The organism is Acetobacter cerevisiae (assembly GCF_001580535.1).
GTDB classification, from domain to species: Bacteria; Pseudomonadota; Alphaproteobacteria; order Acetobacterales; family Acetobacteraceae; genus Acetobacter; species Acetobacter cerevisiae.
Genome location: NZ_LHZA01000154.1, coordinates 46,064 through 69,511, shown reverse-complemented (window position 1 = coordinate 69,511; position 23,448 = coordinate 46,064). Strand labels below are relative to the sequence as shown.

The following is a 23,448-nucleotide window of genomic DNA, read 5'->3' as shown; positions in this document are numbered from 1 at the left end:
TTAACCTGTTTTTTCGGTCTGCCCGGCGCGCTCTGAGGCCAGCGGATGGAAAGACTCCACGGCCTGTTTCAGCCGTTCTGTCTGCACATGCGTATAGATTTGTGTGGTGGCGATATCCGCGTGCCCCAGCAGCATTTGCAAGGCCCGCAGGTCCGCCCCGTGCGCCAGCAGATGCGTCGCAAAGGAGTGGCGCAGCACATGGGGAGAAAGCCGCGCCGGGTCCAGTCCGGCCTGCAGGCCGACTTCATAAAGAATCTTGTCAAAAGCCTGCCGGGTCAGCGGTCTTTTCGGGTCACGGCCCGGAAACAGATAGGGACTGGCCTTGGGAGCATCGAGTGCCAGCAAGGCCTGCGCGGCCTCGCGCGCACTGTCCGACAAGGGCACCAGTCGTTCCCGACCGCCCTTCCCGCGCACCACCAGCATCTGCCGTTCTCCGGCCAACGCCTCGCGCGGCAGGGAGAGCAGTTCTGAAATACGCAGACCGGAGGCATAGAGCAGTTCCAGTGCGGCCCGCGCCACAAGCCCGCGCCGCTGTTTGGCCTCCGAGGCCTCGGGCGAGACTGCGCAGGCATCGATCAACGCGACAACTTCCGATTCGGAGAGAAAATGCGGCAGCGAGGCCTCAGGCCGGGGGGCGTCCAGATGCGCCGCGGGGTTATCCTCCCGCAGCCCTTCACGCAGCAGAAACAGGTAGAACTGTTTAATACAGGAGAGCCTGCGGGCCACGGTGCGGCGGGACTGCCCGCTGCGGCCCATATCGGCCATCCATTCCGCAAGGCCTGCGGCACTGGCTTGCAACAGAGTTTCCCCCTGTGCAGCCAGAGACTCTTCACAGCAGGTTAAATCCGCTGTGTACGCGGCCAGAGTGTTGGGTGCAGCGGCCCGTTCAGCCGCCAGCATTTCCAGAAACAGATCTGTGCCGCGTGCGTCCGTGCTCACGGGTGCGCAGGAGCAGCCGGAACAGGAACAGTGACCGGAGCGGCAGCCGGAGCAGACCCGGCAGCAGGAGTCTGCGCCGGAGCAACGGGAGACGTCACAACCGGACCGCTCGGCCCTGCGGGCACCAGCGCCGCAGCAGACGGACCCTGTGCAGCAGGCGGCACAGCAGCAGCGGGATTAGCCGCACCAACCGGAGTCACAGCCGGGCCTGCCGGTGGGACAGGCACCATGGCAGCAGCAGGTGCTGCGGCTGGCGGAGCAGCAAGCGGAATATCCCGATGCACAGCCTGCGGCACAGGCGGATGTCCGGACAGGCCAAGGGCCGAAAGTCCCCCAACCAGAGCAACACAGATAACGGCAGCAACCAGAAGAACCGTGCGGTTCATATGTTTTGGCTCCATAACAACAGAATAAGTACGTTCTCTCTGCTCTATGGTAAGCTGCGTTTCATGTCATCACGTATCTCGTACCCACCCCCCGACGCCGCGGAAAGCCCACCGATTCCCCTTGATCTGGAAAGAGTGGGGCGCTGGCCTGCAACCAGCCTCATTCCGTCCGGACGCAGCATTGTTCTTGTTGGTCTTATGGGCGCCGGCAAAACCACCATTGGCCGCCGTCTGGCCACCCGGCTTGGCCTGCCGTTTGTGGATGCTGACGTAGAAATAGAACGCGCAGCCGGCTGCTCCATTGCCGATGTGTTCCGCCTGTATGGCGAGGCTGCCTTCCGCGATGGCGAACGCCGCGTGATTCGCCGCCTGCTGGAAGGACCGCCCATGGTGCTGGCCACCGGCGGCGGCGCGTTCATGAACGCCAGTACCCGCGCTCTGGTCCGCGCACGCGCCATGTCCGTCTGGCTGCGCTGCCCCCTGCCGGTGCTGCTGCGCCGCGTGCAGGGCCGGACGCATCGCCCTCTCTTAAATGAAGCCTCGCCGCGGGATGTGCTGGCGCGCCTTATAACGGTGCGCCACCCCATTTACGCCGAAGCTGATGTGATTGTTGATTGCGGAGACCACAACGTGGACCACAGCACGACCCGGGTGATTGAAAGCCTGGCCCTCTCCCGCAGGCCCGTCCGCCTGCCCGTCGCTCTTGATCATGCTTCTTATGATGTGGTGATCGGCACCAATCTGATCAGCCGGGCCGGAGCGTTGCTCGCACCGGTGCTGCCACAGAAGAAGGTCATCATCATTACAGATGAGAATGTGGCCGCTCTGTATCTGCCTGCCCTGCAGGAAGCTCTGAAGGAAACCGGCATTGAGTTCCGCGCCCTGACCATTGCTCCGGGCGAGCACTCCAAGTGCCTGAAGACCTATGAACGCCTGACCGACGCGATTCTGGAAGAAGGTGTGGAACGCCGCACCACCATCATCGCCCTTGGCGGCGGCGTGGTGGGGGATCTGGCGGGCTTTGTGGCCGCCTCCACTCTGCGCGGCCTGCCCTTTGTGCAGATTCCCACCACCCTGCTCTCTCAGGTTGATTCGTCCGTCGGCGGCAAAACCGGCATCAACACCCGCTGGGGCAAGAATCTGCTGGGGGCCTTCCATCAGCCGCTTTGCGTTCTGGCCGATGTTTCCGCACTTAGCACCCTCCCCCAGCGGGAACTGGTGGCGGGCTACGCGGAAATCGTGAAATCCGGCCTGATTGGGGACCCGGACCTGTTCCAGTGGTGCGAGAAAAATGGGGACTCCGTGCTGGCCGCTGAACCCGATGCCCTGACGGAAGCGGTGCGCCAGGCCTGCGCCTTCAAGGCCCGCGTCGTCGCCGCGGATGAGCGCGAGGCGCAGGCCAGCAATGGCCGCGCCCTGCTCAACCTTGGGCATACCTTTGGCCACGCGCTGGAAGCCGAGCTGGGATATGATGGCCGCCTGCTGCATGGGGAGGGCGTGTCCATCGGGCTGAAACTGGCCTTTGCCCTCTCGGTCAGGCTGGGCGTCTGCCCGCCGGAAGATCTGGCACGTGTGGAAGCCCATCTGCGGGCCCTGAAGATGCCTGCAAGTATTACTGACCTGCCATACAGCTTCCGCGTAGCAGATCTTATGGCGCACATGCAGCGCGACAAGAAAATGCAGGACGGGCGCCTGTCTTTTGTCCTTGTAAACGGAATCGGAAAAGCCTTTACCAGCCGTGACGTACCGGCAGAAATGGTACGGGACGTTCTGATTGAAGATGGCTGTAAAGCCTAGAAAACTGCCACTTCTGCGGCGGGTTATCTCCAACTGTAATAACCTGCCGCAATTCCGCCTTATTCAGAAACGAGACAGACCCGGCATTTGCAACCTGGCAATGTTAAACGCAAGCAGTCTTAAGCTGAATAGTTAACTATGCAGCAGCAGCATCTTGGGATACCGAAATGAACTGTTGCAAATAAAACACGGTTATGGCTTCTAATCACCAAGAGCACGAAGCTTCGGGTTTCTATTTGGGAACCGATCGTTTTATACGGCTTTAGGCATCTTGCTGGCACTGATCGCTAAATGGTTAGCGGCAGAGTCGAACAGATGAAAAATATTGAGGACGAAAAAATGCGTCTCCGCACGGCGTTACTCGCAACGACACTGATGGCAGCGGCTCCGGCGGCCGCATTCGCCACCACGATCACGGGCCCTTATGTTGATCTGGGCGGTGGTTACAACCTGGTGCAGAATCAGCACGCTCACACTTCCGGCTACGGCGGCGGTGCGAACGGTTCTGAGAACACCTCTTCTTCCCAGTTCCGTCACGGCACTGGCTTCACCGGTTTCGGTGCATTCGGCTGGGGCTTCGGCAACGGTCTGCGCGCTGAAGTTGAAGGCGTGTATAACTACTCCAACATCAACCACCAGGGTGGCACAGGTGTTCCGGGTCGTACCCGTGGCAGCGACCAGTCCTACGGCGGTTTCATCAACGTGCTGTATGACATCGACCTGAAGCAGTTCGGGATCGACGCTCCGGTTACCCCGTTTGTTGGTGTTGGTGCTGGCTACCTGTGGCAGCATTACAACCCGACCACCACGGCCTTTAACAACGGCAACACCAGCCGTCTGGGCGGCACGAACGGTGGCTTCGCGTATCAGGGCATCGTCGGTGCTGCATACGACACGGGCATCCCGGGCTTCCAGGTGACCACGGAATACCGCATGATCGGTCAGCCGGGCTCCTTCTCTGATGGTGCGTTCACCTCTACGGCGAACTACGCAAACGGCGGTCACGGTCGTGGCAACACGAACTTCGATCACCGCTTCAACCACCAGTTCATCCTGGGCCTGCGTTATGCGTTCGATACGGCTCCGCCGCCGCCGCCGCCGGCTCCGGTTGTAGCAGCTCCGGCTCCGCTGCCGGCTCGCTCCTACCTGGTGTTCTTCGACTGGGATAAGTCTGTCCTGACGTCTCGCGCTCGCCAGATCGTGGCAGAAGCTGCTCAGGCTTCCACCCACGTTCAGACGACCCGCATCGAAGTTAACGGCTACACCGATAACTCCGCTGCTCACCCGGGTCCGCGCGGTGAAAAGTACAACCTGGGCCTGTCCCTGCGTCGTGCTAACAGCGTGAAGGCTGAACTGATCCGTGACGGCGTGCCGGCAACCGCGATCGACATCCACGGCTATGGTGAATCCAAGCCGCTGGTGCCGACCGGCCCGAACACCCGTGAGCCTCAGAACCGTCGCGTGGAAATCATCCTCCACTAATCGACCGGTTCCTTGTGATCGGAAAAAGGGGTACCTTCGGGTGCCCCTTTTTTTTGCTCCGTTCTTCCCGCCCCGCCTGAGGGACTCTGCGTGACCCGTTCCCCATCCTCTGCCCCTATCCAGTCTGACGCGCCTGCCCCGGCGTCTGACTCCACCCCCCGCGCCAAACTGATTCGCCTGCTGAAATTCGGCACGGTTGGTGGTCTGGGTCTGGTCTGGGATTCGGGCACCCTGTACGCTCTGCGTCCGCTTATCGGGCTGACGGCAGCAACACTGGTGGCTTACTTTGTGGCCGCCACGATCAACTGGATGCTCAACCGCCTCTGGACCTTTAAAGGGGCCGGGCAGCATGACCACCCGGTGCTGCAATGGCTCCGGTTCCTGCTGGCCAACAGCCTTGGCTTTCTGCTGAACCGCGGCACAGTTTATACGCTGTTCTATACGGTGCCGCTCTGCGTGACGTATCCGGTTCTCGCACTGGCGGCTGGCTCTCTGGCAGGCATGTTCGCCAATTTCAACCTCAGCCAGAAAATGGTTTTTCGGGAGAAACCGCCTACGTCTGTGGAGGATCTGGCCGAAAGCGCCATCGCCTTTCCAACGTCACCCAAAAACCCCAGTCCGGAGCCATAACGCGCTCTTCACCCCGCCCCGCGCGCTAACCCCTTTCAGAGCCGCGCCGTGTGCGCTACATCTGGCAACGGGTTAAAGAAGCCTTTCCGCTTTTCGCCTGGCCGTGAGGACTTTTCCTGCAAGGGAGATCACGCGCCCAACCAGTTTCAGGACCGTCTGCCTCACGCCATGCTCACAACAAACGATATTCGCACCACCTTTCTGGAGTATTTTGCCGGACAAGGGCATCAGATTGTGCCCTCATCGTCGCTGGTGCCGCGCAATGATCCCACCCTGCTGTTCACCAATGCGGGGATGGTGCAGTTCAAGAACGTCTTTACGGGGCAGGAAACCCGCCCCTACTCCCGCGCTACCACCGCGCAGAAGGTCGTTCGGGCAGGCGGCAAGCATAACGATCTGGATAACGTGGGTTATACGGCCCGCCATCACACCTTTTTTGAAATGATGGGCAACTTCTCCTTCGGCGATTATTTCAAGCCCGAAGCGATTGAACTGGCCTGGACCCTCATTACCCGCAACTTTGGCCTGCCCAAGGACAAGCTGCTCGTCACCGTGTATTCCGAAGATGAGGATGCCGCTGGCCTGTGGCGCAAGATTGCCGGGCTGGATGACAGCCGCATTATCCGCATCCCCACGTCCGACAACTTCTGGCGGATGGGTGACACCGGCCCCTGCGGCCCCTGTTCTGAAATCTTCTTTGACCATGGCCCGGATGTTCCCGGTGGGCCGCCCGGTTCCCCGGATGAAGATGGCGACCGCTTTGTCGAGATCTGGAATCTGGTCTTCATGCAATTCTTTGAAGATCCGCCGGGCGTGCGCTCTCCGCTGCCCCGCCCCTCCATTGATACCGGTATGGGTCTGGAACGCTTTGCCGCCATCATGCAGGGCAAGCGCGACAACTATGATACGGACACCTTCGTTGCGCTCATTAAGGCTTCTGCCGAAGTCACGCAGCAGGCTGCCGATGGCCCGTTCAAATCCAGCCACCGCGTTGTGGCCGACCATCTGCGCTCCACAGCCTTCCTGATTGCCGATGGCGTTCTGCCGTCCAAGGATGGCCGGGGTTACGTGCTGCGCCGCATCATGCGCCGTGCCATGCGCCACCTGCACATGATGGGCACCAAGGAGCCGGTTTTCTACAAGCTGCTCCCGGCCCTTATCCAGCAGATGGGCGGTGCGTATCCGGAACTGGTGCAGGGTGAAGCCCTCATCCGTGAAACCATGCGCAATGAGGAAGAACGCTTCAAAGCCATGCTGGATCGCGGTCTGGGCCTGCTGGAGGAAGAAACCTCCAAGCTGTCCAGCGGTGCCGCTCTGCCGGGTGATGTCGCCTTCCGCCTGTATGACACGTTCGGCTTCCCGCTGGATCTCACCCAGGACGCCCTGCGCGGCAGCGGGCATGGCGTAGACGTAGACGGGTTTGACGCCGCCATGAACGAACAGCGCCAGCGCGCCCGCGCGGCATGGGTTGGCTCTGGTGATACGGCAATGGAAACCGTCTGGTTTGAAGCACGGGACAAATTCGGGGCCACCGAATTCCTCGGCTACAGCACGGAACAGGCTGATGGTGAGGTTCTGGCCGTTATCGCCAATAACGGCTTCCTGAAAGACGCCGGCGTGGGCACGGAAGTTGCTGTGCTGCTCAACCAGACACCGTTCTATGGCGAAAGCGGCGGTCAGGCTGGTGATACCGGCTTCCTGACAGCCGCAGGCCTGCGTGTTGCCATTACGGATACGCAGAAAAAAGCGGGCGATCTGATTGTGCATTACGGCACCGTGACCGAAGGCACCCTGCGCCCCGGTCTGGCCGTAACGGCCACGGTGGATCACGACCGTCGTTCCGCCATCCGCGCGCATCACTCCGCGACCCATCTGCTGCATGAGGCCCTGCGCCGCCGCCTTGGCGACCATGTTGCCCAGAAAGGCAGCCTGAACACGCCGGACCGTCTGCGCTTTGACGTCAGCCAGCCGCGCCCCATCACGCCGGAAGAGCTGGCGGAGATTGAGGCCGAGGTGAACCGCCGGGTGCGCGAAAACTCTCAGGTTGTCACCCGCTCCATGACGCCGGAACAGGCCGTGGAAGAAGGCGCTATGGCCCTGTTTGGGGAAAAATACGGTGATGAAGTCCGTGTTGTCTCCATGGGTGGCCCGGATGAGAACAAGTCCGCATGGTCTCTGGAACTCTGCGGCGGCACGCATGTGGACCGCACCGGGGACATCGGCCATTTCCGCATCACGTCTGAAAGCGGTGTCTCCGCTGGCGTGCGGCGGATTGAAGCCGTGGCCGGCACCGCAGCGGAAGCCCTCTCCATTGCGAATGAACAGCGCCTGACACAGATGGCCGCCATGATGAAAGTCAGCGTGGCCGATGCGCCGGAACGTCTGGCCCTGCTGCTGGAAGAACGCCGTACCATGGAACGGCAGATTTCCGCTCTTCAGCGCAAGCTGGCGGCGGGCTCTGTTGAATCCGCCGGTGTGGAACAGGTCGGTGCCGCGCGTCTCGCCACTCGCAATGTAGGGGAGACCGCGCCGCGTGAACTCAAGGGGCTGGCAGAAACCATCCTCAAACAGGGCAATGCGGATGTGGTCGTGCTGATTTCCACCGCCGATGGCAAAGGTAGCGTTGTGGCCGCCGTTGCCCCGGCGCTGACGGAAAAAATCGATGCCGTTGCCCTCGTCCGCGCAGCCAGTGCTGCCATGGGTGGCAAGGGCGGCGGTGGCCGGCGCGATATGGCGCAGGCTGGCGGCCCGGATGCCGGTGCAGCCGATGCCGCTTTTGCAGCCGTGCGGGAAACTCTGGCCGGTCTGGTCTGATCCTTCTCCGGCGCAGGGGAACGTCTGGCACGGTCCCCTGTTTTCTTCCCACACTCCGGCCATTTGCATGAGGACCCCTCCATGTCCCTGATCGACTCTTTCAAACTTGTTCTGGCGCCCCCCCACCCGGAAGCGAAGCCGTTCCTGCTCGCCTCTGGCGCGACCACGCTGGTCACACGTTTTCTGGGCAAGAAGCTCTCCTGCCCGGTGCTGCGCCATGTGGGCACCGCCAGCGGCCTGTTCTTTGGCTTCTGCCTGTATTTCTTCCGGGACCCGGAACGCACCACCCCTGCCCGCAGCGATGTTGCTGTGGCCCCGGCTGATGGCCGTGTGGTGTCTGTTGAAAAAATTGCTCCCCCGGCCGAGCTGGGCATGGGCACGGCTCCGGTCTGGCGCATTGCCACGTTCCTGTCCGTGCTGGATGTGCATATCAACCGCATGCCCGCCGCTGGCACGGTGACGCGCATTGCCTACCACCCCGGCCAGTTCCTGAATGCCAGCCTTGATAAGGCGTCTGAACTGAACGAGCGTAATGCCCTCAGCCTGACCCTGCCCGATGGCCGAATGATGGCCGTGGTGCAGATTGCCGGTCTGATTGCCCGCCGTATTGTGTGCAGCGTGTCCGAAGGCATGAAGGTGGAGGCTGGTGAACGCTTCGGCCTGATCCGCTTTGGCTCCCGCACGGACCTGTATCTGCCGCCGGGCGTGGAACCGCTGGTTTCAGCCGGCCAGACCATGGTGGGTGGTGAAACCGTGATGGCGCGCCTCTGATCCCGTGACAGATCCGCAGACACCAGCGCAGCTTCCCGCTGCCTCGCCATCTCAGGCACCGCTTACCCCCCGAGGGCTGCGCCGCAAACGGCTGCGCAAACGGGTGCGGACCAAAAAAATCCGTGGCCCGTCCTTCAACCGGCTGATCCCCAACATTCTCACCATGCTGGGGCTTTGCTCGGGCCTGACGGGCATGCGCTTTGCTGTGGAAGGCCGCTTTCAGGCAGCCGGGATCGCCTTACTGCTTTCCGCCTTTATTGATGGGCTGGACGGGCGCATTGCGCGCCTGCTGCGGGGTTCCACACGGTTTGGCGCAGAGTTTGACAGCCTTTCAGACTTTGTCTGCTTTGGCGTAGCCCCCTCGTTCCTGCTGTTTTTCTGGGCGTTGCAGGATGGCGGACGCTACGCGTTTCTGCCGTGCCTGATGTTTACGGTCTGTATGGCCCTGCGTCTGGCGCGCTTTAACGCCACGCTGGATGGTGAGGAAGAAAAGCCGAAATACGCCAGTAACTTCTTTACGGGCGTTCCAGCACCTGCCGGGGCCGGTCTGGCGCTTTTCCCGCTCTTTCTGGGGCTGGAAGCGCAAAAGCTGGGGATCGACTGGCTCTATCGCCTGACCCGCCTGCCCTGGCTGCCTGCCTTCACACTCATCAGCACAGCATTTCTGCTGGTGTCCACGTTGCGGGTCTGGTCTTTCAAGAACTTCAAGGTGCCGGCACAGTATGTGCTGCCCGTCATGCTGGGCACGGGGGCTTATACAGCCGTGCTGGTAGCAGACCCCTGGGGCGCATTGGCCGCCGCTGGCGTGATTTATATGATCCTGTTGCCCCTCAGCCATTTCAGCTTTCTCAAGCTGAAAAAAGCGGCTGAAGATCTTCAGGAAGAGGTTGAGGACGACCCCTCAGCCTGAGCCCCTCTGGCGGGCGGCACGCGCTGCCCGAACAGAGAACACAATCCGTCCAGCACCTGCTGGGGGGATGGTGGGCAACCGGGAATTTGCAGGTCAATTTTCGCCTTGCGGTCCAGCCCACCCAGAACGGAATAATTTTCCGGGAAATAGCCGCCATCCATGGCGCAGCCCCCCACGCAAATCACCCCTTTGGGTTTCGGCATAGCCTGCCACGCCGCTTCCAGCACGGGGGCCATGGTGCGGGTGAGCGTGCCTGTCACCAGCAACACATCCGCAGAGCGTGGAGACTGCACAAACCCAAAGCCTGCGCCTTCCATGTCATACGGGCCAGTCGCCAGGGCTTCCAACTCCATCCCGCACCCGCCGCAACCACCGGTATCCACATGGAACAGCAGCAACGGCCAGCGCGGCCCAACGGGTTTCAGACGCGGGCCACCCTGCCGGAAAGCGGCATCAAACACTGCACGGATCAGCCCCATGACTGCAAACCCTTCCTGTCCTGTTCTCTAGCCATCAAGTGCCGCCGCATTCACCCCGAGGGACTGGCGCACGAGAGCCAGATCCGCCACATCCTGCCCTGCCAGCGTCTCTTCAAAGACCATCAGCGCGGCAGGGGCCGGGTCATGCACAAAGACCTGCGCGACGCGGCCAGCATGCAGACGCACCCAATAGAGGACGTTACCCCACGGGCCTTCCGTCATCCCCAGCCCTTCTCCATCCTCAAGAGTAAGGTCCACACGGCCACCGGCAGTCAGCCCCAACCGGGGGCCTGCTTCGCCCAGCATGCGCAGGCTTTCACCAATTTCATCCAGCAGAACCAGAGCCCGATCTTCCGCCGTGCCGCCGTGTCGGCCAGCGGTCAGCCGCCAGAGGGTCTGGTAAACGCGCTGCGTGCGCCGCCCGTCACAATCCTTCCCACTGGCTCGTGCCACCGGCCCATCCAGCCCCACACGGTCAAGCAGGGCAGCATCCACCTTGCCTACCCCACTTAGACGAACAGAAAGTGCTGGATAGGTGCGCCAGAGCGTGGCCAGTCCGGGATAAATCTCTTCACCGAGCTTTGCCAGACTGATGCAGAGATCGCCCAGACCTGTCGCCTCACGCAAACTGGTGCCGCCGGGCACACAATGGTCCATGAGCAAACGCGACCCAATGATCGGCGCAGACTTTGCAAGCAACTGTTCCCGAAACCACGCACAACGCGACGCCACCACCAGCGCTCCGGCCCGCCGCGCCAGCCCGGCCAGCGTGTGCAGATGCAGCAGAATGCGTTCCAGTTCCAGCAACACCACACGGATCAGCGACGTTTCCGGCCCCACAGCACTACCACACGCGGCTTCAACGGCCTGACAGAAGGCCGCCTGATGCACCACAGAGCACCCGGCCGCCACACGCCCGCTCAACCGGCAGGCATCCTCCAGACGGCTATTCCGCCAGCGGGCCGCAAGCCCCCGATGCGCATAGCCGGACACCGTTTCCGCCTGCGCGATGGTCTCGCCCGCCACGGCCATCGCCACATGCAAGGGCGTTTCCATGCCGCCGGTTGCTGGCCCCGCGCCCGCGTTCACACCGCCAGCCGCCAGCAAGGCGTCAGACGGCTGAAAGCCGATCTGCCCTTTATGGCCGCCAGCAGGACCGGGGGTGGCGGCCAGCGGTGCAGTCGCGGACCAGACATCATGGTCCACCAGCGAGCGCACATCGACCGCCCACATGCCTTCCGCACCATACAGATCATACGCTCTGCGCTCATATAGGCTCGAGACCGGTCTTACGGGGGAAAGTGCCGGATACCGCCCATCCTCGAGTGCCAGCGTGGCTGCCAGCGGCTGCGTGGGGGAGAGCATGAACAGGGCATGCACATCCGTGCCGTCACACCACAGGCCGACAAACGGCAGCGTATCCTTTTCAAGCGCTGCGACCATATCGCGCCAGCCGAGTTCATCCAGCCGGAAGCGCCAGGGGGTGTCCGTCTCCTGCCCGGCGCGGATCAGGCTTACAGCATCCATCAGAACGCTCCCAGCATCATGGCCAGCGGCACCAGAAATCCGGTCAGCACCAGCACGGAACAGGCCACCCGACCCGCAGCATCTTCAGGCCACAAATCCTGCGTGAACCCTTCCACCGGCACGGAACGCACCACCGCGCACAAAATCCCGGCCACGGTCAGCACCGTGACACTCCAGGACCAGTCGCTCAGCATGGAGAGCAGCAGCAGACAGCCCACAAACGGCGCACCCGGCGGGAAACAGGCCAGCGCCCGCGCCGCCCATGACCGGCCAGAGCGATTGCCCCCGGCCAGACACCAGCCACACAGGAATAGCAACGCCGCCACATCGGCGCCTGCCCCAACCGCCATCAGGGCCAGAGCAGACGGAAAGGTGCGGAACAGGCGCAGCCCCTCATCGGAGCGACCCGCGCAGGCTGTCAGCCAGACCGAGGCCAGACCCGCCGCAACCAGCGCCGTCTCAAACGCCTCCCCACCATGCACCCGCAGCCGCATGGACAGCAGCAGGGCAGCCCCGGCAAATGGCAGGAACAGATAGGTATCATTTTCCTCACGCCATGACTGACCAAACGGCGTCAGCCCCGCCAGCATGACCAGACCACAGGCCATCATTAGGCCAGCTGGTGCAGAACCTGACGGCAACAGCAGGCCAGACAGCACCAGAAAAATTCCCACAGACCCGGTGCGCACCAGCGCCCATCCGGCCCGCGCCTGCCCGGCGGGGCGGCTGAACACAAACACGCCGTAAGCCAGTGCGGCTTCCAGAATACCAAGCCCGATAATCGGGTCCGGGGCGACGCAGGCCAGCCCCGTCAGTGCCGTCGAAATGTGTGGCAGACCGCGCAACAGACGGTCCTGCAAGATGCCGTTTTCCATCACCGTCAGCAGCAGGCCAAACGCCAACATCACACGGCCTGCCCGCTGGACCGGGTCATCATCCCAGCCTTCCGCCGCGGCACTGGTCGCGGGGAACAGGAACACGGCCACAGCCAGCGCACAGCCAGCCCCGGCCATCCAGATGGCAATCTCGCGGCTGCGCGGTGTGGGCGCGGCCATGACAATGGCAGCCCCCAGCAAAGGCCAAGCAAAGGCCAGAGCAGCCAGAAAAACAGGAACGGTCATGCGTCCCTCCCGCGCTCGGTCAGATAGCCTCTCAACCAGACATCCCGCGCAATCATTTCCGGCGTGCGCGGCACTGGCTCGGCCTCAGGCTCTTTCTCTTCCGGGCCAAACGGCTCGGGCTGATCCGCCGCGCTGGAGGTCGCCGTGTCCGATGTGTGTTCCGGTATTTTCTCAGAGGCTTCAGCATCAGGAGCCGCTGGATTCAGCCCAGCCTTACGGTCCTGCGCCTTGTCTTCAGAGAGGGCGTCTTCAGAAGGGTCTGTTTTCATTACGCCGGTCTCGATGCTTTCCGTTTCTGTCGGCTTAGCAGTGTCATGACTGGCGTCCGGGACGTCCTTCTGTTTCACCGTTTCAGCATCATCATCAGAGGCGACCGTTTCTGCATCCGAAGCCCTCTTATCCTGCAGCGCACCCGTCCCTGCTGGCGGCTGATCAACGTCTGCCTTTGCTTCTCCATCGGAAGGTACGGCTTTTTTTGCCGCCTTGTCTGGCCGGGGAAGCGGCTCTTCGTCCTCAGCCGCTGCTTCAGCTTCTGTCCAGATGCGCGGGGCCACCACGGCTTCGGGCCCCAGCCCTCGCGGTTCCGGGCCTGTTTGCTCAACATCGCCCAGTTCAAACCCTGCGGACTGGGCGGAAGGGCGCTCAGCCCCTGCCCCGTCCTGCGCCGGTGCCACCGCAACCCGCAGCATGACGCGATGCACGCACATGCCACCCAGCAGAGCCACCACGCAGCCCGCCAGCGCTGTAACGCCCACCACCATGACCTGATTTTCAATGACGCCGGAGAGCATGACGCCATCCACACAGGCCAGCAGGCCAGCCCACTGCCAGACCATAGCCTGACGACAGGTTACGGCCACCAGTCCGGCGAGAGCCACGCACAGTCCGGCAGGCAAATAGGCCGCTCCAGCATGGCCGGGAGCTTCCCCCATAGCCGCAGGCGTGCCCGTAGCAAGTTGCAGAATGACCATCAGCCCGAGCGCCAGAAACGGCACCATCGGGCCGGTGCGCTCGCGTGCGCCATCATCCTGATATCGGCTGACAAACCAGACCGGCAGCACGGAAAACAGCACCACACAGACCGCGCCAAATTCCTGCAAAGGTTCCCGCGCGTCTACCAGCATGGCCACCGCTGTCACCACGCCCAGCGCGGGCAAAAAGCCAATGCCTCGGGCCACAACACACAGCGCCAGCAGCGGCGCCAGAATGACAGCAAGCGTCATGGTGTTGCGTTCCCTTCATCACTCCATGCAGAATCCTGCTCATCCTGCTCATCCTGCTCATCCTGCTCATCCTGCGCGGAGGCCGTTCTGTCCTGCCCGATTGCACCGGACTGGCCCGCATACGCGACCTGCCAGGCCAGCAGCCCCAGCAGGAACACCGCAGCCAGACGCACACGCGCCCGACGCGGGAAAGTGAGCACCATCAACTGCGTGCCTGCCAGCAGAAGAGCCGCAATCGCCAGCTTCGCCACCCAGAACGCGCCGCCTGCAAGACATTGCGCGAGCCAGGGCTCCACACCGCTTTCACCCGGCAGAGCGAGGCTACTGGCCCATGCAACGTCCCCGGCCAGTGTAATCCAGACCAGTTGCACGCAATCCGTAGCCAGCATCCACAAGGCACGATCAGCCCCTGAAAGCTGGCACGGCAGTTCCGCACCGGCCTGCCGCCCTTTCCATGCCGTGACCAGAAAGAGAGCGACGCCCATCAGCACAAACGGTGCGCCATCCCCTACCGGGGAAAGCTGGCGTAAATGCGCAAGAAAGGCGGAAAAATCCTGACCACCCGCCATAACCAGCACCGGCACCAGCGCAGGCAAGAGCAGGCTCTCCGCCAGCAGCGCCGCATACCCCGCCAGAGTTGTTGTGCCACCCTGCACCACCAGCGGCAGGCCCAGCAGAAGCGATGCGCCGACCAGTGCTGAACACAGCAGGAAAAAGCCCGGTGCGGGAAAACCTGCCGGAACCAGCGTGAAAACCGGTGTCATGCACGCTGCAAAAACAGCCAGAACCAGCGCGCCCCGGCAGGCCAGACTACTCAGCCCATCCCCGCGCTGGCGCAGGGCCGGCCTGCGGAACTGATGATGAATATCCTGCCAGCGACCACCGGCCAGAAAACGATGCTCGCCCGTCAGACGACCTGCCAGACGATTGACCCAGCCACTAAACCAGGGGGCTGCCAGAACCATCAGAACAGTTTGCAGGGCCAGAGCCAGCAGGCAGGCAAAAGCCCAGCCCCATGTGAGTTCATGCGTCATTTTGCAGCAAACAGCCCCAGCAGCAGCCCGGCCCCCAGAAAGAGCAGGATGAGAACCATGCCCTGCGCCTCACACCATGCCACGGTTCTGAACAGCACAGCCTGAAGATACCGCGCCCCGGCGCTCGTCTTTTCCACCACAGGCCAGTCGGTTGGCTTCTGCTCCGCAGCACCCAGCAGAACCCCGAATGCGGTCCAGACCACAGGCATGGAGGGCTCGGAAATTGGAGCAGACTGCACTTCGTCATCCTGCTGGACGACTGGGGCACCGTCTCGCCATGCGGCTGCACCGGGCACCGCCGGACGTAGTGGGAACACGCCAAACGCTCGCCCCAGCAAACCGGCACCCACCACACAGACCGCTAGTGCAAGCACCGAAAACACAGGCGTCAACGTGATATCAGATCCGGCAAATTGCACCCGCGCCAGCGTCTTCCAGGCAAAGTCACGCGGTGTATCCCCTGCAAACAGATGGTCCACCAGCGCCAGCCAGCCACCAGGCAGTAACGTAATCAGCACCGCACCCCCTGCGCAGATCCATGCCGGAAGCAGAAGCACGCTGCTGAGAGATGGGGCATCATCGGCCGTTCGGCTGCCCTGTGGCACGGAAGCGGGCATTTGCTGCACAAAGGTTGCAAACCCCACCCGCAACAGACCGATCATCCCCAGCGCCATGACACAGGCGGCCCCGACCAGAACCAGTAAAAGGCACAAAGCCTGCGCAGGATGCGTATGGGCAGCGGCCACTTCACCCGCGTTCAGCAGGCTCCAGAAAACAGAAAAGCCCCCGAGCGGCGGCACAGCGGAGAGCAGCAAAAGGCTGCCTCCCAGCGCAAGCCGACTACCACGGGCCTGCGCCACAGCACTGTTTGGCGTAAACAATCCGCCGTCCTGCCGGGAAAGCCAGAGGGCTGCCAGCAACGCCAGAAACGGCGCACCCGTTGCCAGAAGTGTTGCTGTGCGAAAGAACTCTCCGCCTTTCACAGGAGCAGCCAGAGCCAGTGTCAGCATGACCACTAGCCCGCCATAACCAGCACTCGCCACACCGGCGAGGATACCGCAGGCCGCTGGACTGCGCACAGCCTGCACGGCACCCCAGAGCGCCACAGCGCCACCGCTGACCATCAGCAAGCCCTGCTGCACCGGTGGCAGAACACCGACTTCCGCCAGCAACCGCCCAAGCAGAAACAGGCCAATGCCCGCAGGCAACACAGCCTCCGGCCCTTTTTGTGAAGAAACCGCCCAGCCCAGCAACAGCACCATCAGGCACAAGGCGGGCGGAGAAAGAGGACTATCTGCGGGAATACAGGCCGGAATCACAGCAAAAGGCAGACACACGCCCTGCCGCCCACGGTCGGCCAGCAACACCAGCGCCGTGCCTGCAAGGAGCCCGAAAACCAAGGGAGAAAGAGCCAGAAACGCCAGTCCGGTAAGCGCACAGGCCAGCCCACGCTGCCCCACGCCCATCAGTCCGCCGGCAAAGGCCAGCAGCACCAGCATGGGCAGAGCCGGCCCATCCATGCCGAACACCGGGAACCAGCTCACCCCGCCTTCCAGCCTGCACACCGCGCCGACCAGCGCCAGCAGGCCTAAGCAACCCCAGACCCCGGCCAGAATTTCAGAACGCCACGGAGCGCACCGCCGCAACAGGCGCTCTGGCAGCACAGCCAGAACCCCCGCCACCACAAACAGCACGAACAAACTGCAAAGAACAAAAGAGGTGAAAATGGAACTCTGGCTCCAGACGGGATGTAAAGACGGGCGGATAACACCATGAGCGCGGTTCTGTGGCAACGCTCGTGGCAGAAGGCAAGGCTACGCGTAGCGAATTTGCCTTTATGTCTCCGGTATACGGCTCGCACCCTCCGGCGGGCCACCGCTCTTTTGGGTTGCCGTCTCCTGCGCCGGGCAGAGCATCTTTTTAAACCATGTCCGGGGAGAGCGGACGGGCAGCGGCGTGCCGGAAAAGACATCTTTCACGGCTTCCACCAGCATCAGGCTGCCAAGCCCCGGTGAGAGAACTTTTCCAGCAATATCGGACCGGCGCCCCCGGCCCATACTGGTACAGGCCTGCCGGGCAGGCAGAAACAAAGCCTCATCCCGCCGCTCTGCCAGCAGCATGGCATGGCCCAGCATGGTGCGCAGGCCTGTGCGGGAACAGGCGACATCCTGCGCAAAAGGCGTATTTTTCTGCCGCAGCCGCCCGCCCAGCCTGTTAGGCAGGATCATCAGCAGTCGTCCGTCATCTTTCAGCACCCGGCCAGCCGCCCGCAACAGAGGCACCATCTGGTCCTCCTCCGCACAGGCATGCACCAGCACGATCCGGTCAAAGGCATCTTCATCAAACGGCAGAGCATACGGGTCCACCACGCATTCCCGGTCGCAAGCCGAAAACGGCATGGACGTTTGCACGTTGGCACTCTCAGGCCGGTGGTCCGGCGTCCGGGCGGAAATGCAAAGGGCTCCGCGCCCGCGCCATGCCCCCAGATACGGCCCGGCATAGCCCAGCCCCAGCACGCGCTGGCCGCGCAGATCAGGCCAGAACCATTGGAGCCGCTCACGCAGCAAAGCCGCGCAGGTCTGGCCCTCATGGGTCTGATAAAAGGCGTCTGCCGAGGGAGGAATGGCCTTATGCATAGCGGATGTGTACCATGATATCCGCTCCCGGCGCCATGACTGCGCACGCGTCCCCTCAAAGTTTCCACTCTGGAGAATTGCCTCATGTCTCTTCAAACCCGCGCCATTCCGGTTTTGTCAGACAATTACAGCTGGCTTCTGCGAGACACGGAAACCGGCTGCACCGCCATTGTGGACCCCGGAGAAGCCGCCCCCATTCAGGCTGTGCTGGATGAGACCGGCGGGCGACTGGACCTGATCCTGCTCACCCATCACCATGCCGACCATCTTGGCGGCACGGATGCCCTGCGCACCCGCTACAATGCCCGCGTGGCTGGCCCGGCCTCCGAAGCAGCCCGCATGCCTGCACTGGATATTGCGCTGCATGACAATGAGACGATTGCCGTTGGCCAGTCTCAGGGCCGGGTCATTGCCGTGCCGGGCCACACACGCGGCCATATCAGCTATTATTTTGCGGAACCGCCGACCCTGTTCTGTGGGGACACCCTGTTCAGTCTGGGTTGTGGCCGTCTGTTTGAAGGCACGGCCGAGCAGCTTTTTGAAAGCCTGAAACGCTTTGCGGACCTGCCGGATGAAACGCTGGTCTGCTGCGGGCATGAATACACCGAGGGCAACACCGCCTTTGCCCTGCATGCCGAACCAGACAACGCCGCCCTGAAAACCCGCGTGGCGGAGGTTAAACGCCTGCGGACTGAAGGCCGCGCAACCGTGCCTTCCACACTTGGCGAAGAACGCGCCACAAACCCGTTCCTGCGCGCCCCTGATGTGCCGACCCTCGCCAGATTACGGCGTGAGAAGGATACGTTTTAAGGAAGGATGACAAACGCAACGAGCACTCCCTGGACATCATGGCAGGGGTCTCAGCGTGCATAATCATACGTTAAATCAGGGCGCGCTCGCACCCGATAGCGAAACATTGTGCAGCGTCGCCAGCACAGACAGAAGCGGCACTCCGCCAAGCTGCACAGCCCCGTCCCGCACCTGCAAAGGCACGCTCAGCGGCCCTTCTGTGCCACCGGTGCGTTGCTCAAGCTGGTCGGTCAGTTTTGACAAAAGCACCGTTTGCGCCGGGCTTAGCGTTTTGTCCTGCTGCAAACGCGCTAGAAAAGGTCGCCAGTTACTCAGAGTCAGCCATGTCTCGCCCAGCGGCGTGCCTCCGGGGGCCATGACCAGCCGACCCGACCATGAGATGCCCAGCCCACGCCAGCGCCCACTTACATGCTGCACCAAAATTTCCGCGTAACCGGGCGATGCCCCGGAAGGCGAAGACGGTAAAACCGAGGGAGATCCGGCATCCGTCGCCCCATGATCGGACGACGTCAACTGGTCCTTAGACGTCGAACCCATCCCACCGTCGGGGCTCTCTCCCCCGCCCAGATTTCCAGCATCTGAAGCCGGTGGACCATTGGAAGCAGCCTCATCCAGCGACCACAGCGCTACAAGCCTTCCCATCGGCCCGGGGAGGGAGGCCGCGCCTTGCACATCGTCCACGCTGTCCCCCCAGGGAGCCACCACGGCACGTTTAGCTGCAAAAGACAGAGCAAGGGCGCTGGCCTGCGCATCCGCATGGCTATTCCAGACCAGCTTTCCGCTCACACCTCGCGCCGTAACCGGATGCGCTTCCGCCACGCCACGTTGCGGCACCAGATGCAAAAAGTCGGTGTGGAACAGGAGAGTGCCCGCCTCAGCCGCCCGCAACGGCAGAGAAATCCGCACGGGTGCGCCATCTGTTTTGAGCAGGAGATACCCCGGCTTTTGACCGCCCGCAGGCCCCTTTTCTGCTTGCACAGCCAGTGCCTGCCCACCGTCCAGCGTGCCCTGAACTGTGAGCGGATGCCATGGGGCCAGATCCAGCACGGCATGGCTTACAGCATAAGACACGCCACCCTGCCCGGCTGAGGCTCCACACATTATCTGCACACCCTCCAGCAATACCTGAGCTCGAAACGGCCAGCCGCCCCGTTGTTTGTGCTGAAAAACCACCGGACAGCCGACAGACTGCGCCACGCCTTCCCCGCCAATGGCACTGGCACTGGCACTGGCACTGGCACTGGCACTGGCACTGGCACTGGCCAGTCGATGCTCCAGAAACTGAATACCACCCCACCAGAGCAGACTATCCAGCGCCAGCACACTCGCTCCGGCACAGGCCAGCAGTCCTAAAGATTTACGCATTCAGCCCCCGGCCAGACAAAGCGCTGGCCCAGACAGCGAAGACCTGAAAAGCCGCACTCAAAAACGCCCCAGCTTGGTATAACCCATTTTCTGCACAAGCCTTTGCAGAATACGGCGTGGGCGCGTTGCGGGATGCTTGCGCAAAACGATATCGCAATACATGTATTCCTGCAGTGCAAAAACGACCATTTCCCACCCATGACGCAGCATGAACTCATGGGCCGCCTGAATGACGCCGTACGGACCGCCACCATCCGCCATGATGTAATCATTAAGGATCAGCAGGCCGGTATGCGGTTTCAGCTTGCGCTCGCACAGCTCCAGATCCCGCACAACGGCCTGATAATTGTGGTCGGCATCCAGATAAATCACGTCCACACCATGGTCTGGCAACTGATCCAGCATCACGCCACTATCGCCCGCCAGCACCTTGACCCGCCCGCGCGCAATCTCGTCCGCAAAGCGGGATTCATAGAACGCCTGCTGCGTTTTATTATCGAACATTTCAGCCGACGGCCGGCCCCACACTTCCGGCAGTTCATGCACATTGAAAATATCCAACGCGTAAAACTGCCGGGGTTTGCAGATATCGAGAATTTTCTGAGAGAAATCACCCGTCATCACCCCCACCTCCGCAATCACTGCGTTTTTGGGCAGAAGCGGCAAAATATCATCCCGGTTTGGCAGCATCCGGACATTGCGCAGTAAAAACGCTGGAAGGGGTGCGGCAGGCATCATCTGAGACATGAAAAACTCTGGCTGAGCGAAGAAGATGGTTAGCTTACCAGACTTTCATGTCCCCTCAAATGCAGGGTCATATGCGCGAGATTCCGCTGGAGGAACTGCCAGCGTCCCACTGTTCTTTCGGAAAATCCGGCATTTCGTCCACATTGGTCCACCGTTCCTGCAAGAAGCAGCGCGTCCGAATTGTGTTTCAAAAATGACAGTTTTCAGACAGTCCTTCATAAAAATTTAAAAATTGAAACAGGCTTATTTTTCAAGGACTTTCTTAATTTTCAACAAAAATCCATTTCGTTTCTCTGCCAGTATTCATGCTGGCCTTTACTGGAATGCCACATGAAAAAGGATGTTTTACCTGCGGCACGTCAAAGCACCGCCTCCTGCATCCACAAAGTTATCCACAGGATAGTCTGACTTATCCCCGCCTCAGACGACCTTGCCGTCTACAATCCGGTCCTGCGCGGCAAAGTCCTGCTCCAGCCCGCGCCAGCTTTTCTCAATCTCACCCAGTAAAAGCTTCCGGTTCATGGGCGCGAGAGGAGCACCAATAGCGACATGCAGCACACCGGAGCGCTTGAGGAAGGCATTGCGTCCCCAGAACAAGCCGGAATTAGTCGCCACCGGCACAACCGGAAGCCCGGCATGCGCTGCCATGGCGGCAATGCCGGGTTTGAGCGCCACATGCTCACCGGGGGCCGTGCGGGTGCCTTCAGGGAAAATGACAATCTGCTTGCCCGCCTTAACGGCCTTTTCCGTCTCCCGCAGCAGAACCCGCATGGCTTTCGCCCCGGCAGCACGTTCAATTGGCATCATGCCCGCCAGAATCAACATCGGCCCCAACAGCGGAATACGGCGCAACTCGCCTTTCATCACGTAGGACGGATACGGCACCAGCAACATCCAGATCAGCGTATCAAAGGCGGACTGATGCTGGGAGGCAATCAGCATGGGGCCGCCACCAGCTGCGGCCAGATTCTCAAGGCCAGTAATGCGCACTTCCACCCCGCAGATATCGCGGAACAGCATCAGCACCAGCCGGGTCCATAGCTTGGCGTACGGCAACGCCAGCCGCCTGGCGAACCAGCGAATGGGAAACGCACCAACCCCCATGATAAGGGTCAGCACAAAGGCCATAACATTGAACAGGATGGAGCGAAGCAAAGCCATAAGCGAGCCAGACCAGCAAAATTCAAAGGGATATTCTGCCCTGTGGAGACCAGAAAACAGCCCGTCTTGCAAGCTGCGCGCACGTTTGCGCAGGGCTGATGCGGGTTACGGCTGGCCTGAGTGCCTTCCAGCCTGTATAGAAACCCTCGATTTTGATCAGGAAGCAGGACAATCATGACCGATTACAAGGTTAAGGACCTCTCGCTCGCAGAGTGGGGCCGTAAAGAAATTTCCATCGCAGAAGGCGAAATGCCGGGCCTGATGGCGCTCCGCGAGGAATACGGCGCCAGCCAGCCGCTGAAGGGCGCACGCATTGCGGGCTGCCTGCACATGACCATCCAGACCGCCGTTCTGATTGAAACGCTGGTTGCTCTGGGTGCCACGGTGCGCTGGTCTTCCTGCAACATCTTCTCCACGCAGGATCAGGCTGCTGCGACCATTGCTGCTGCCGGCATCCCCGTATTCGCCTGGAAAGGCCTGACGGAAGACGAATTCAACTGGTGCATTGAGCAGACCATTCAGGGCCCCGATGGCTGGACCCCGAACATGATTCTGGATGATGGCGGTGACCTCACCGTTATGATGCACGACAAGTTCCCGGAACTGCTGAAGAACGTTAAGGGCCTTTCTGAAGAAACCACGACGGGTGTGCATCGCCTGTGGGAAATGCAGAAAAAAGGCACGCTGAAGGTTCCGGCCATCAACGTGAATGACAGCGTCACCAAGTCCAAGTTCGACAACCTGTATGGCTGCCGTGAAAGCCTTGTTGACGCCATCCGCCGTGGCACGGACGTGATGATGGCCGGCAAGGTTGCCGTTGTTGCGGGTTATGGTGACGTGGGCAAAGGCTCCGCTGCCTCCCTGCGCAACGCAGGTTGCCGCGTGCTGGTGACGGAAGTTGACCCGATCTGCGCTCTGCAGGCCGCCATGGAAGGCTATGAAGTTGTGACCATGGAAGAAGCCGCCCCCCGTGGCGACATCTTCGTGACCGCAACCGGCAACGTGGACGTCATCACGCTGGACCACATGCGCGCCATGAAGCACCGCGCGATTGTGTGCAACATCGGCCACTTTGATTCTGAAATTCAGATCGGTGCCCTGCGCAACTTCACGTGGGACAACATCAAGCCGCAGGTGGACGAAGTTGTGTTCCCTGATGGCAAGCGCCTGATCATCCTGTCCGAAGGCCGTCTGGTGAACCTCGGCAACGCCACGGGCCACCCGTCCTTCGTGATGTCTGCGTCCTTCACCAACCAGACGCTGGCCCAGATCGAACTGTGGACAGCTCCGGAAGGCAAGTACGAAGCCAAAGTCTACACCCTGCCCAAAAAGCTGGATGAGAAAGTGGCCTTCCTGCACCTTGCCAAAGTTGGCGCGCAGCTGAGCAAAATGTCTCAGAAGCAGGCTGACTATATTGACGTGCCGGTTAACGGCCCGTTCAAGCACGAAGAATACCGCTACTAAGACGACCCCGGAGCGAAGCAGCCGCCCCTGCCCTTCCGGCTGGCGGCTGTTTCTCTCCCCGCATTACCCTGCTCTGCCCATCTGGCAGGCAGGGAATGCTTCCCAGATATGCAAATCGTTCATCACACTTCTTTGCAACCATTCCTATTGGT

Annotated in this window: 20 protein-coding genes; 8 read left to right on the top strand and 12 right to left on the bottom strand. The window is 61.6% G+C overall.

What is annotated here, in order from left to right:
- Together AD928_RS11375 and AD928_RS11370 are read right to left on the bottom strand one after the other, a co-directional pair.
- Complete coding sequence (locus AD928_RS11375) at window positions 1–939, bottom strand: tyrosine recombinase (protein ID WP_264821245.1); 939 nt, start codon at window positions 937–939, stop codon at window positions 1–3.
- The gene (locus AD928_RS11370) at window positions 936–1,325 is read right to left on the bottom strand and encodes a hypothetical protein (RefSeq protein WP_082779870.1); all 390 of its coding nucleotides are present in this window, start codon (window positions 1,323–1,325) and stop codon (window positions 936–938) included. Before AD928_RS11370 ends, AD928_RS11375 begins: the two co-directional genes overlap by 4 nt.
- Before the next feature lie 63 nt (window positions 1,326–1,388).
- Between AD928_RS11370 and aroB the strand changes: the two genes are divergently transcribed.
- From aroB to AD928_RS11340, 6 genes are all read left to right on the top strand, one after another.
- Window positions 1,389–3,122: a 3-dehydroquinate synthase gene (gene aroB / locus AD928_RS11365; protein ID WP_082779324.1), complete on the top strand. Its 1,734-nt coding sequence runs from the start codon at window positions 1,389–1,391 to the stop codon at window positions 3,120–3,122.
- Window positions 3,123–3,461: 339 nt separating this feature from the next.
- Entirely contained in the window at window positions 3,462–4,604 is a 1,143-nt protein-coding gene (locus AD928_RS11360; protein WP_062140923.1) for an OmpA family protein, read from the top strand.
- Between the two features lie 117 nt (window positions 4,605–4,721).
- On the top strand, window positions 4,722–5,234 hold the full coding sequence (locus AD928_RS11355; RefSeq protein ID WP_062250710.1) for a GtrA family protein: 513 nt from the start codon (window positions 4,722–4,724) through the stop codon (window positions 5,232–5,234).
- Window positions 5,235–5,402: 168 nt separating this feature from the next.
- Window positions 5,403–8,048 carry an alanine--tRNA ligase gene (gene alaS, locus AD928_RS11350; RefSeq protein WP_062250632.1) on the top strand — a complete coding sequence of 882 codons (2,646 nt, stop codon included), beginning with the start codon at window positions 5,403–5,405 and terminating at the stop codon, window positions 8,046–8,048.
- Window positions 8,049–8,129: 81 nt separating this feature from the next.
- Window positions 8,130–8,819, top strand: coding sequence for a phosphatidylserine decarboxylase (locus AD928_RS11345; protein WP_062140758.1), 690 nt, complete (start codon window positions 8,130–8,132; stop codon window positions 8,817–8,819).
- A 4-nt stretch (window positions 8,820–8,823) separates the two neighbouring features.
- Window positions 8,824–9,729, top strand: coding sequence for a CDP-alcohol phosphatidyltransferase family protein (locus AD928_RS11340; protein ID WP_062250630.1), 906 nt, complete (start codon window positions 8,824–8,826; stop codon window positions 9,727–9,729).
- On the opposite strand, the gene AD928_RS11335 is transcribed toward AD928_RS11340, so the two are convergent.
- From AD928_RS11335 to AD928_RS11305, 7 genes are read right to left on the bottom strand one after another with little or no spacing between them, the layout of a single operon-like run.
- Window positions 9,696–10,208, bottom strand: coding sequence for an NADH-quinone oxidoreductase subunit B family protein (locus tag AD928_RS11335; RefSeq protein ID WP_043552111.1), 513 nt, complete (start codon window positions 10,206–10,208; stop codon window positions 9,696–9,698). The genes AD928_RS11340 and AD928_RS11335 overlap by 34 nt on opposite strands.
- A gap of 27 nt (window positions 10,209–10,235) precedes the next feature.
- Complete coding sequence (locus tag AD928_RS11330) at window positions 10,236–11,735, bottom strand: NADH-quinone oxidoreductase subunit D-related protein (RefSeq protein ID WP_062250628.1); 1,500 nt, start codon at window positions 11,733–11,735, stop codon at window positions 10,236–10,238.
- Entirely contained in the window at window positions 11,735–12,856 is a 1,122-nt protein-coding gene (locus tag AD928_RS11325; RefSeq protein ID WP_062250626.1) for a hypothetical protein, read from the bottom strand. Before AD928_RS11325 ends, AD928_RS11330 begins: the two co-directional genes overlap by 1 nt.
- A complete protein-coding gene (locus AD928_RS15085) occupies window positions 12,853–14,079 on the bottom strand; it encodes a hypothetical protein (RefSeq protein WP_209436694.1) in 1,227 nt (408 codons plus the stop codon). The genes AD928_RS11325 and AD928_RS15085 overlap by 4 nt, the downstream gene beginning before the upstream one ends.
- Window positions 14,076–15,113, bottom strand: a complete 1,038-nt coding sequence (locus AD928_RS11315; protein ID WP_062250624.1) for a hypothetical protein — start codon at window positions 15,111–15,113, stop codon at window positions 14,076–14,078. The genes AD928_RS15085 and AD928_RS11315 overlap by 4 nt, the downstream gene beginning before the upstream one ends.
- Complete coding sequence (locus tag AD928_RS11310) at window positions 15,110–16,906, bottom strand: hypothetical protein (protein WP_233420052.1); 1,797 nt, start codon at window positions 16,904–16,906, stop codon at window positions 15,110–15,112. The genes AD928_RS11315 and AD928_RS11310 overlap by 4 nt, the downstream gene beginning before the upstream one ends.
- A gap of 42 nt (window positions 16,907–16,948) precedes the next feature.
- A complete protein-coding gene (locus tag AD928_RS11305) occupies window positions 16,949–17,749 on the bottom strand; it encodes a class I SAM-dependent methyltransferase (RefSeq protein ID WP_062250621.1) in 801 nt (266 codons plus the stop codon).
- An 84-nt stretch (window positions 17,750–17,833) separates the two neighbouring features.
- Here AD928_RS11305 and gloB point away from each other — a divergent pair, with 84 nt between their 5' ends.
- On the top strand, window positions 17,834–18,559 hold the full coding sequence (gene gloB, locus AD928_RS11300) for a hydroxyacylglutathione hydrolase (RefSeq protein ID WP_062250619.1): 726 nt from the start codon (window positions 17,834–17,836) through the stop codon (window positions 18,557–18,559).
- Between the two features lie 75 nt (window positions 18,560–18,634).
- Here gloB and AD928_RS11295 read toward each other — a convergent pair whose 3' ends face one another.
- The 3 genes from AD928_RS11295 to AD928_RS11285 form a co-directional block, all read right to left on the bottom strand.
- Entirely contained in the window at window positions 18,635–19,924 is a 1,290-nt protein-coding gene (locus AD928_RS11295; RefSeq protein WP_062250617.1) for a DUF2125 domain-containing protein, read from the bottom strand.
- Window positions 19,925–19,981: 57 nt separating this feature from the next.
- Complete coding sequence (locus tag AD928_RS11290; protein WP_062250615.1) at window positions 19,982–20,671, bottom strand: class I SAM-dependent methyltransferase; 690 nt, start codon at window positions 20,669–20,671, stop codon at window positions 19,982–19,984.
- Window positions 20,672–21,091: 420 nt separating this feature from the next.
- On the bottom strand, window positions 21,092–21,832 hold the full coding sequence (locus AD928_RS11285; RefSeq protein ID WP_062250612.1) for a lysophospholipid acyltransferase family protein: 741 nt from the start codon (window positions 21,830–21,832) through the stop codon (window positions 21,092–21,094).
- Between the two features lie 174 nt (window positions 21,833–22,006).
- On the opposite strand from AD928_RS11285, the gene ahcY reads away from it, so the two are divergent.
- Complete coding sequence (gene ahcY, locus AD928_RS11280) at window positions 22,007–23,296, top strand: adenosylhomocysteinase (RefSeq protein WP_062250611.1); 1,290 nt, start codon at window positions 22,007–22,009, stop codon at window positions 23,294–23,296.
- Window positions 23,297–23,448 lie beyond the last annotated feature (152 nt).

Excerpts from the sequence above, each read along its gene's own strand:
- ahcY (WP_062250611.1), top strand. The coding sequence starts at position 22,007 with ATGACCGATTACAAGGTTAAGGACCTCTCGCTCGCAGAGTGGGGCCGT.
- aroB (WP_082779324.1), top strand. The coding sequence starts at position 1,389 with ATGTCATCACGTATCTCGTACCCACCCCCCGACGCCGCGGAAAGCCCA.
- AD928_RS15085 (WP_209436694.1), bottom strand. The coding sequence starts at position 14,079 with ATGACGCTTGCTGTCATTCTGGCGCCGCTGCTGGCGCTGTGTGTTGTG.
- AD928_RS11345 (WP_062140758.1), top strand. The coding sequence starts at position 8,130 with ATGTCCCTGATCGACTCTTTCAAACTTGTTCTGGCGCCCCCCCACCCG.
- AD928_RS11370 (WP_082779870.1), bottom strand. The coding sequence starts at position 1,325 with ATGAACCGCACGGTTCTTCTGGTTGCTGCCGTTATCTGTGTTGCTCTG.
- AD928_RS11305 (WP_062250621.1), bottom strand. The coding sequence starts at position 17,749 with ATGCATAAGGCCATTCCTCCCTCGGCAGACGCCTTTTATCAGACCCAT.
- gloB (WP_062250619.1), top strand. The coding sequence starts at position 17,834 with ATGTCTCTTCAAACCCGCGCCATTCCGGTTTTGTCAGACAATTACAGC.
- AD928_RS11295 (WP_062250617.1), bottom strand. The coding sequence starts at position 19,924 with ATGCGTAAATCTTTAGGACTGCTGGCCTGTGCCGGAGCGAGTGTGCTG.
- AD928_RS11325 (WP_062250626.1), bottom strand. The coding sequence starts at position 12,856 with ATGACCGTTCCTGTTTTTCTGGCTGCTCTGGCCTTTGCTTGGCCTTTG.
- AD928_RS11315 (WP_062250624.1), bottom strand. The coding sequence starts at position 15,113 with ATGACGCATGAACTCACATGGGGCTGGGCTTTTGCCTGCCTGCTGGCT.
- AD928_RS11330 (WP_062250628.1), bottom strand. The coding sequence starts at position 11,735 with ATGGATGCTGTAAGCCTGATCCGCGCCGGGCAGGAGACGGACACCCCC.
- AD928_RS11335 (WP_043552111.1), bottom strand. The coding sequence starts at position 10,208 with ATGGGGCTGATCCGTGCAGTGTTTGATGCCGCTTTCCGGCAGGGTGGC.
- alaS (WP_062250632.1), top strand. The coding sequence starts at position 5,403 with ATGCTCACAACAAACGATATTCGCACCACCTTTCTGGAGTATTTTGCC.
- AD928_RS11360 (WP_062140923.1), top strand. The coding sequence starts at position 3,462 with ATGCGTCTCCGCACGGCGTTACTCGCAACGACACTGATGGCAGCGGCT.
- AD928_RS11285 (WP_062250612.1), bottom strand. The coding sequence starts at position 21,832 with ATGGCTTTGCTTCGCTCCATCCTGTTCAATGTTATGGCCTTTGTGCTG.
- AD928_RS11290 (WP_062250615.1), bottom strand. The coding sequence starts at position 20,671 with ATGTCTCAGATGATGCCTGCCGCACCCCTTCCAGCGTTTTTACTGCGC.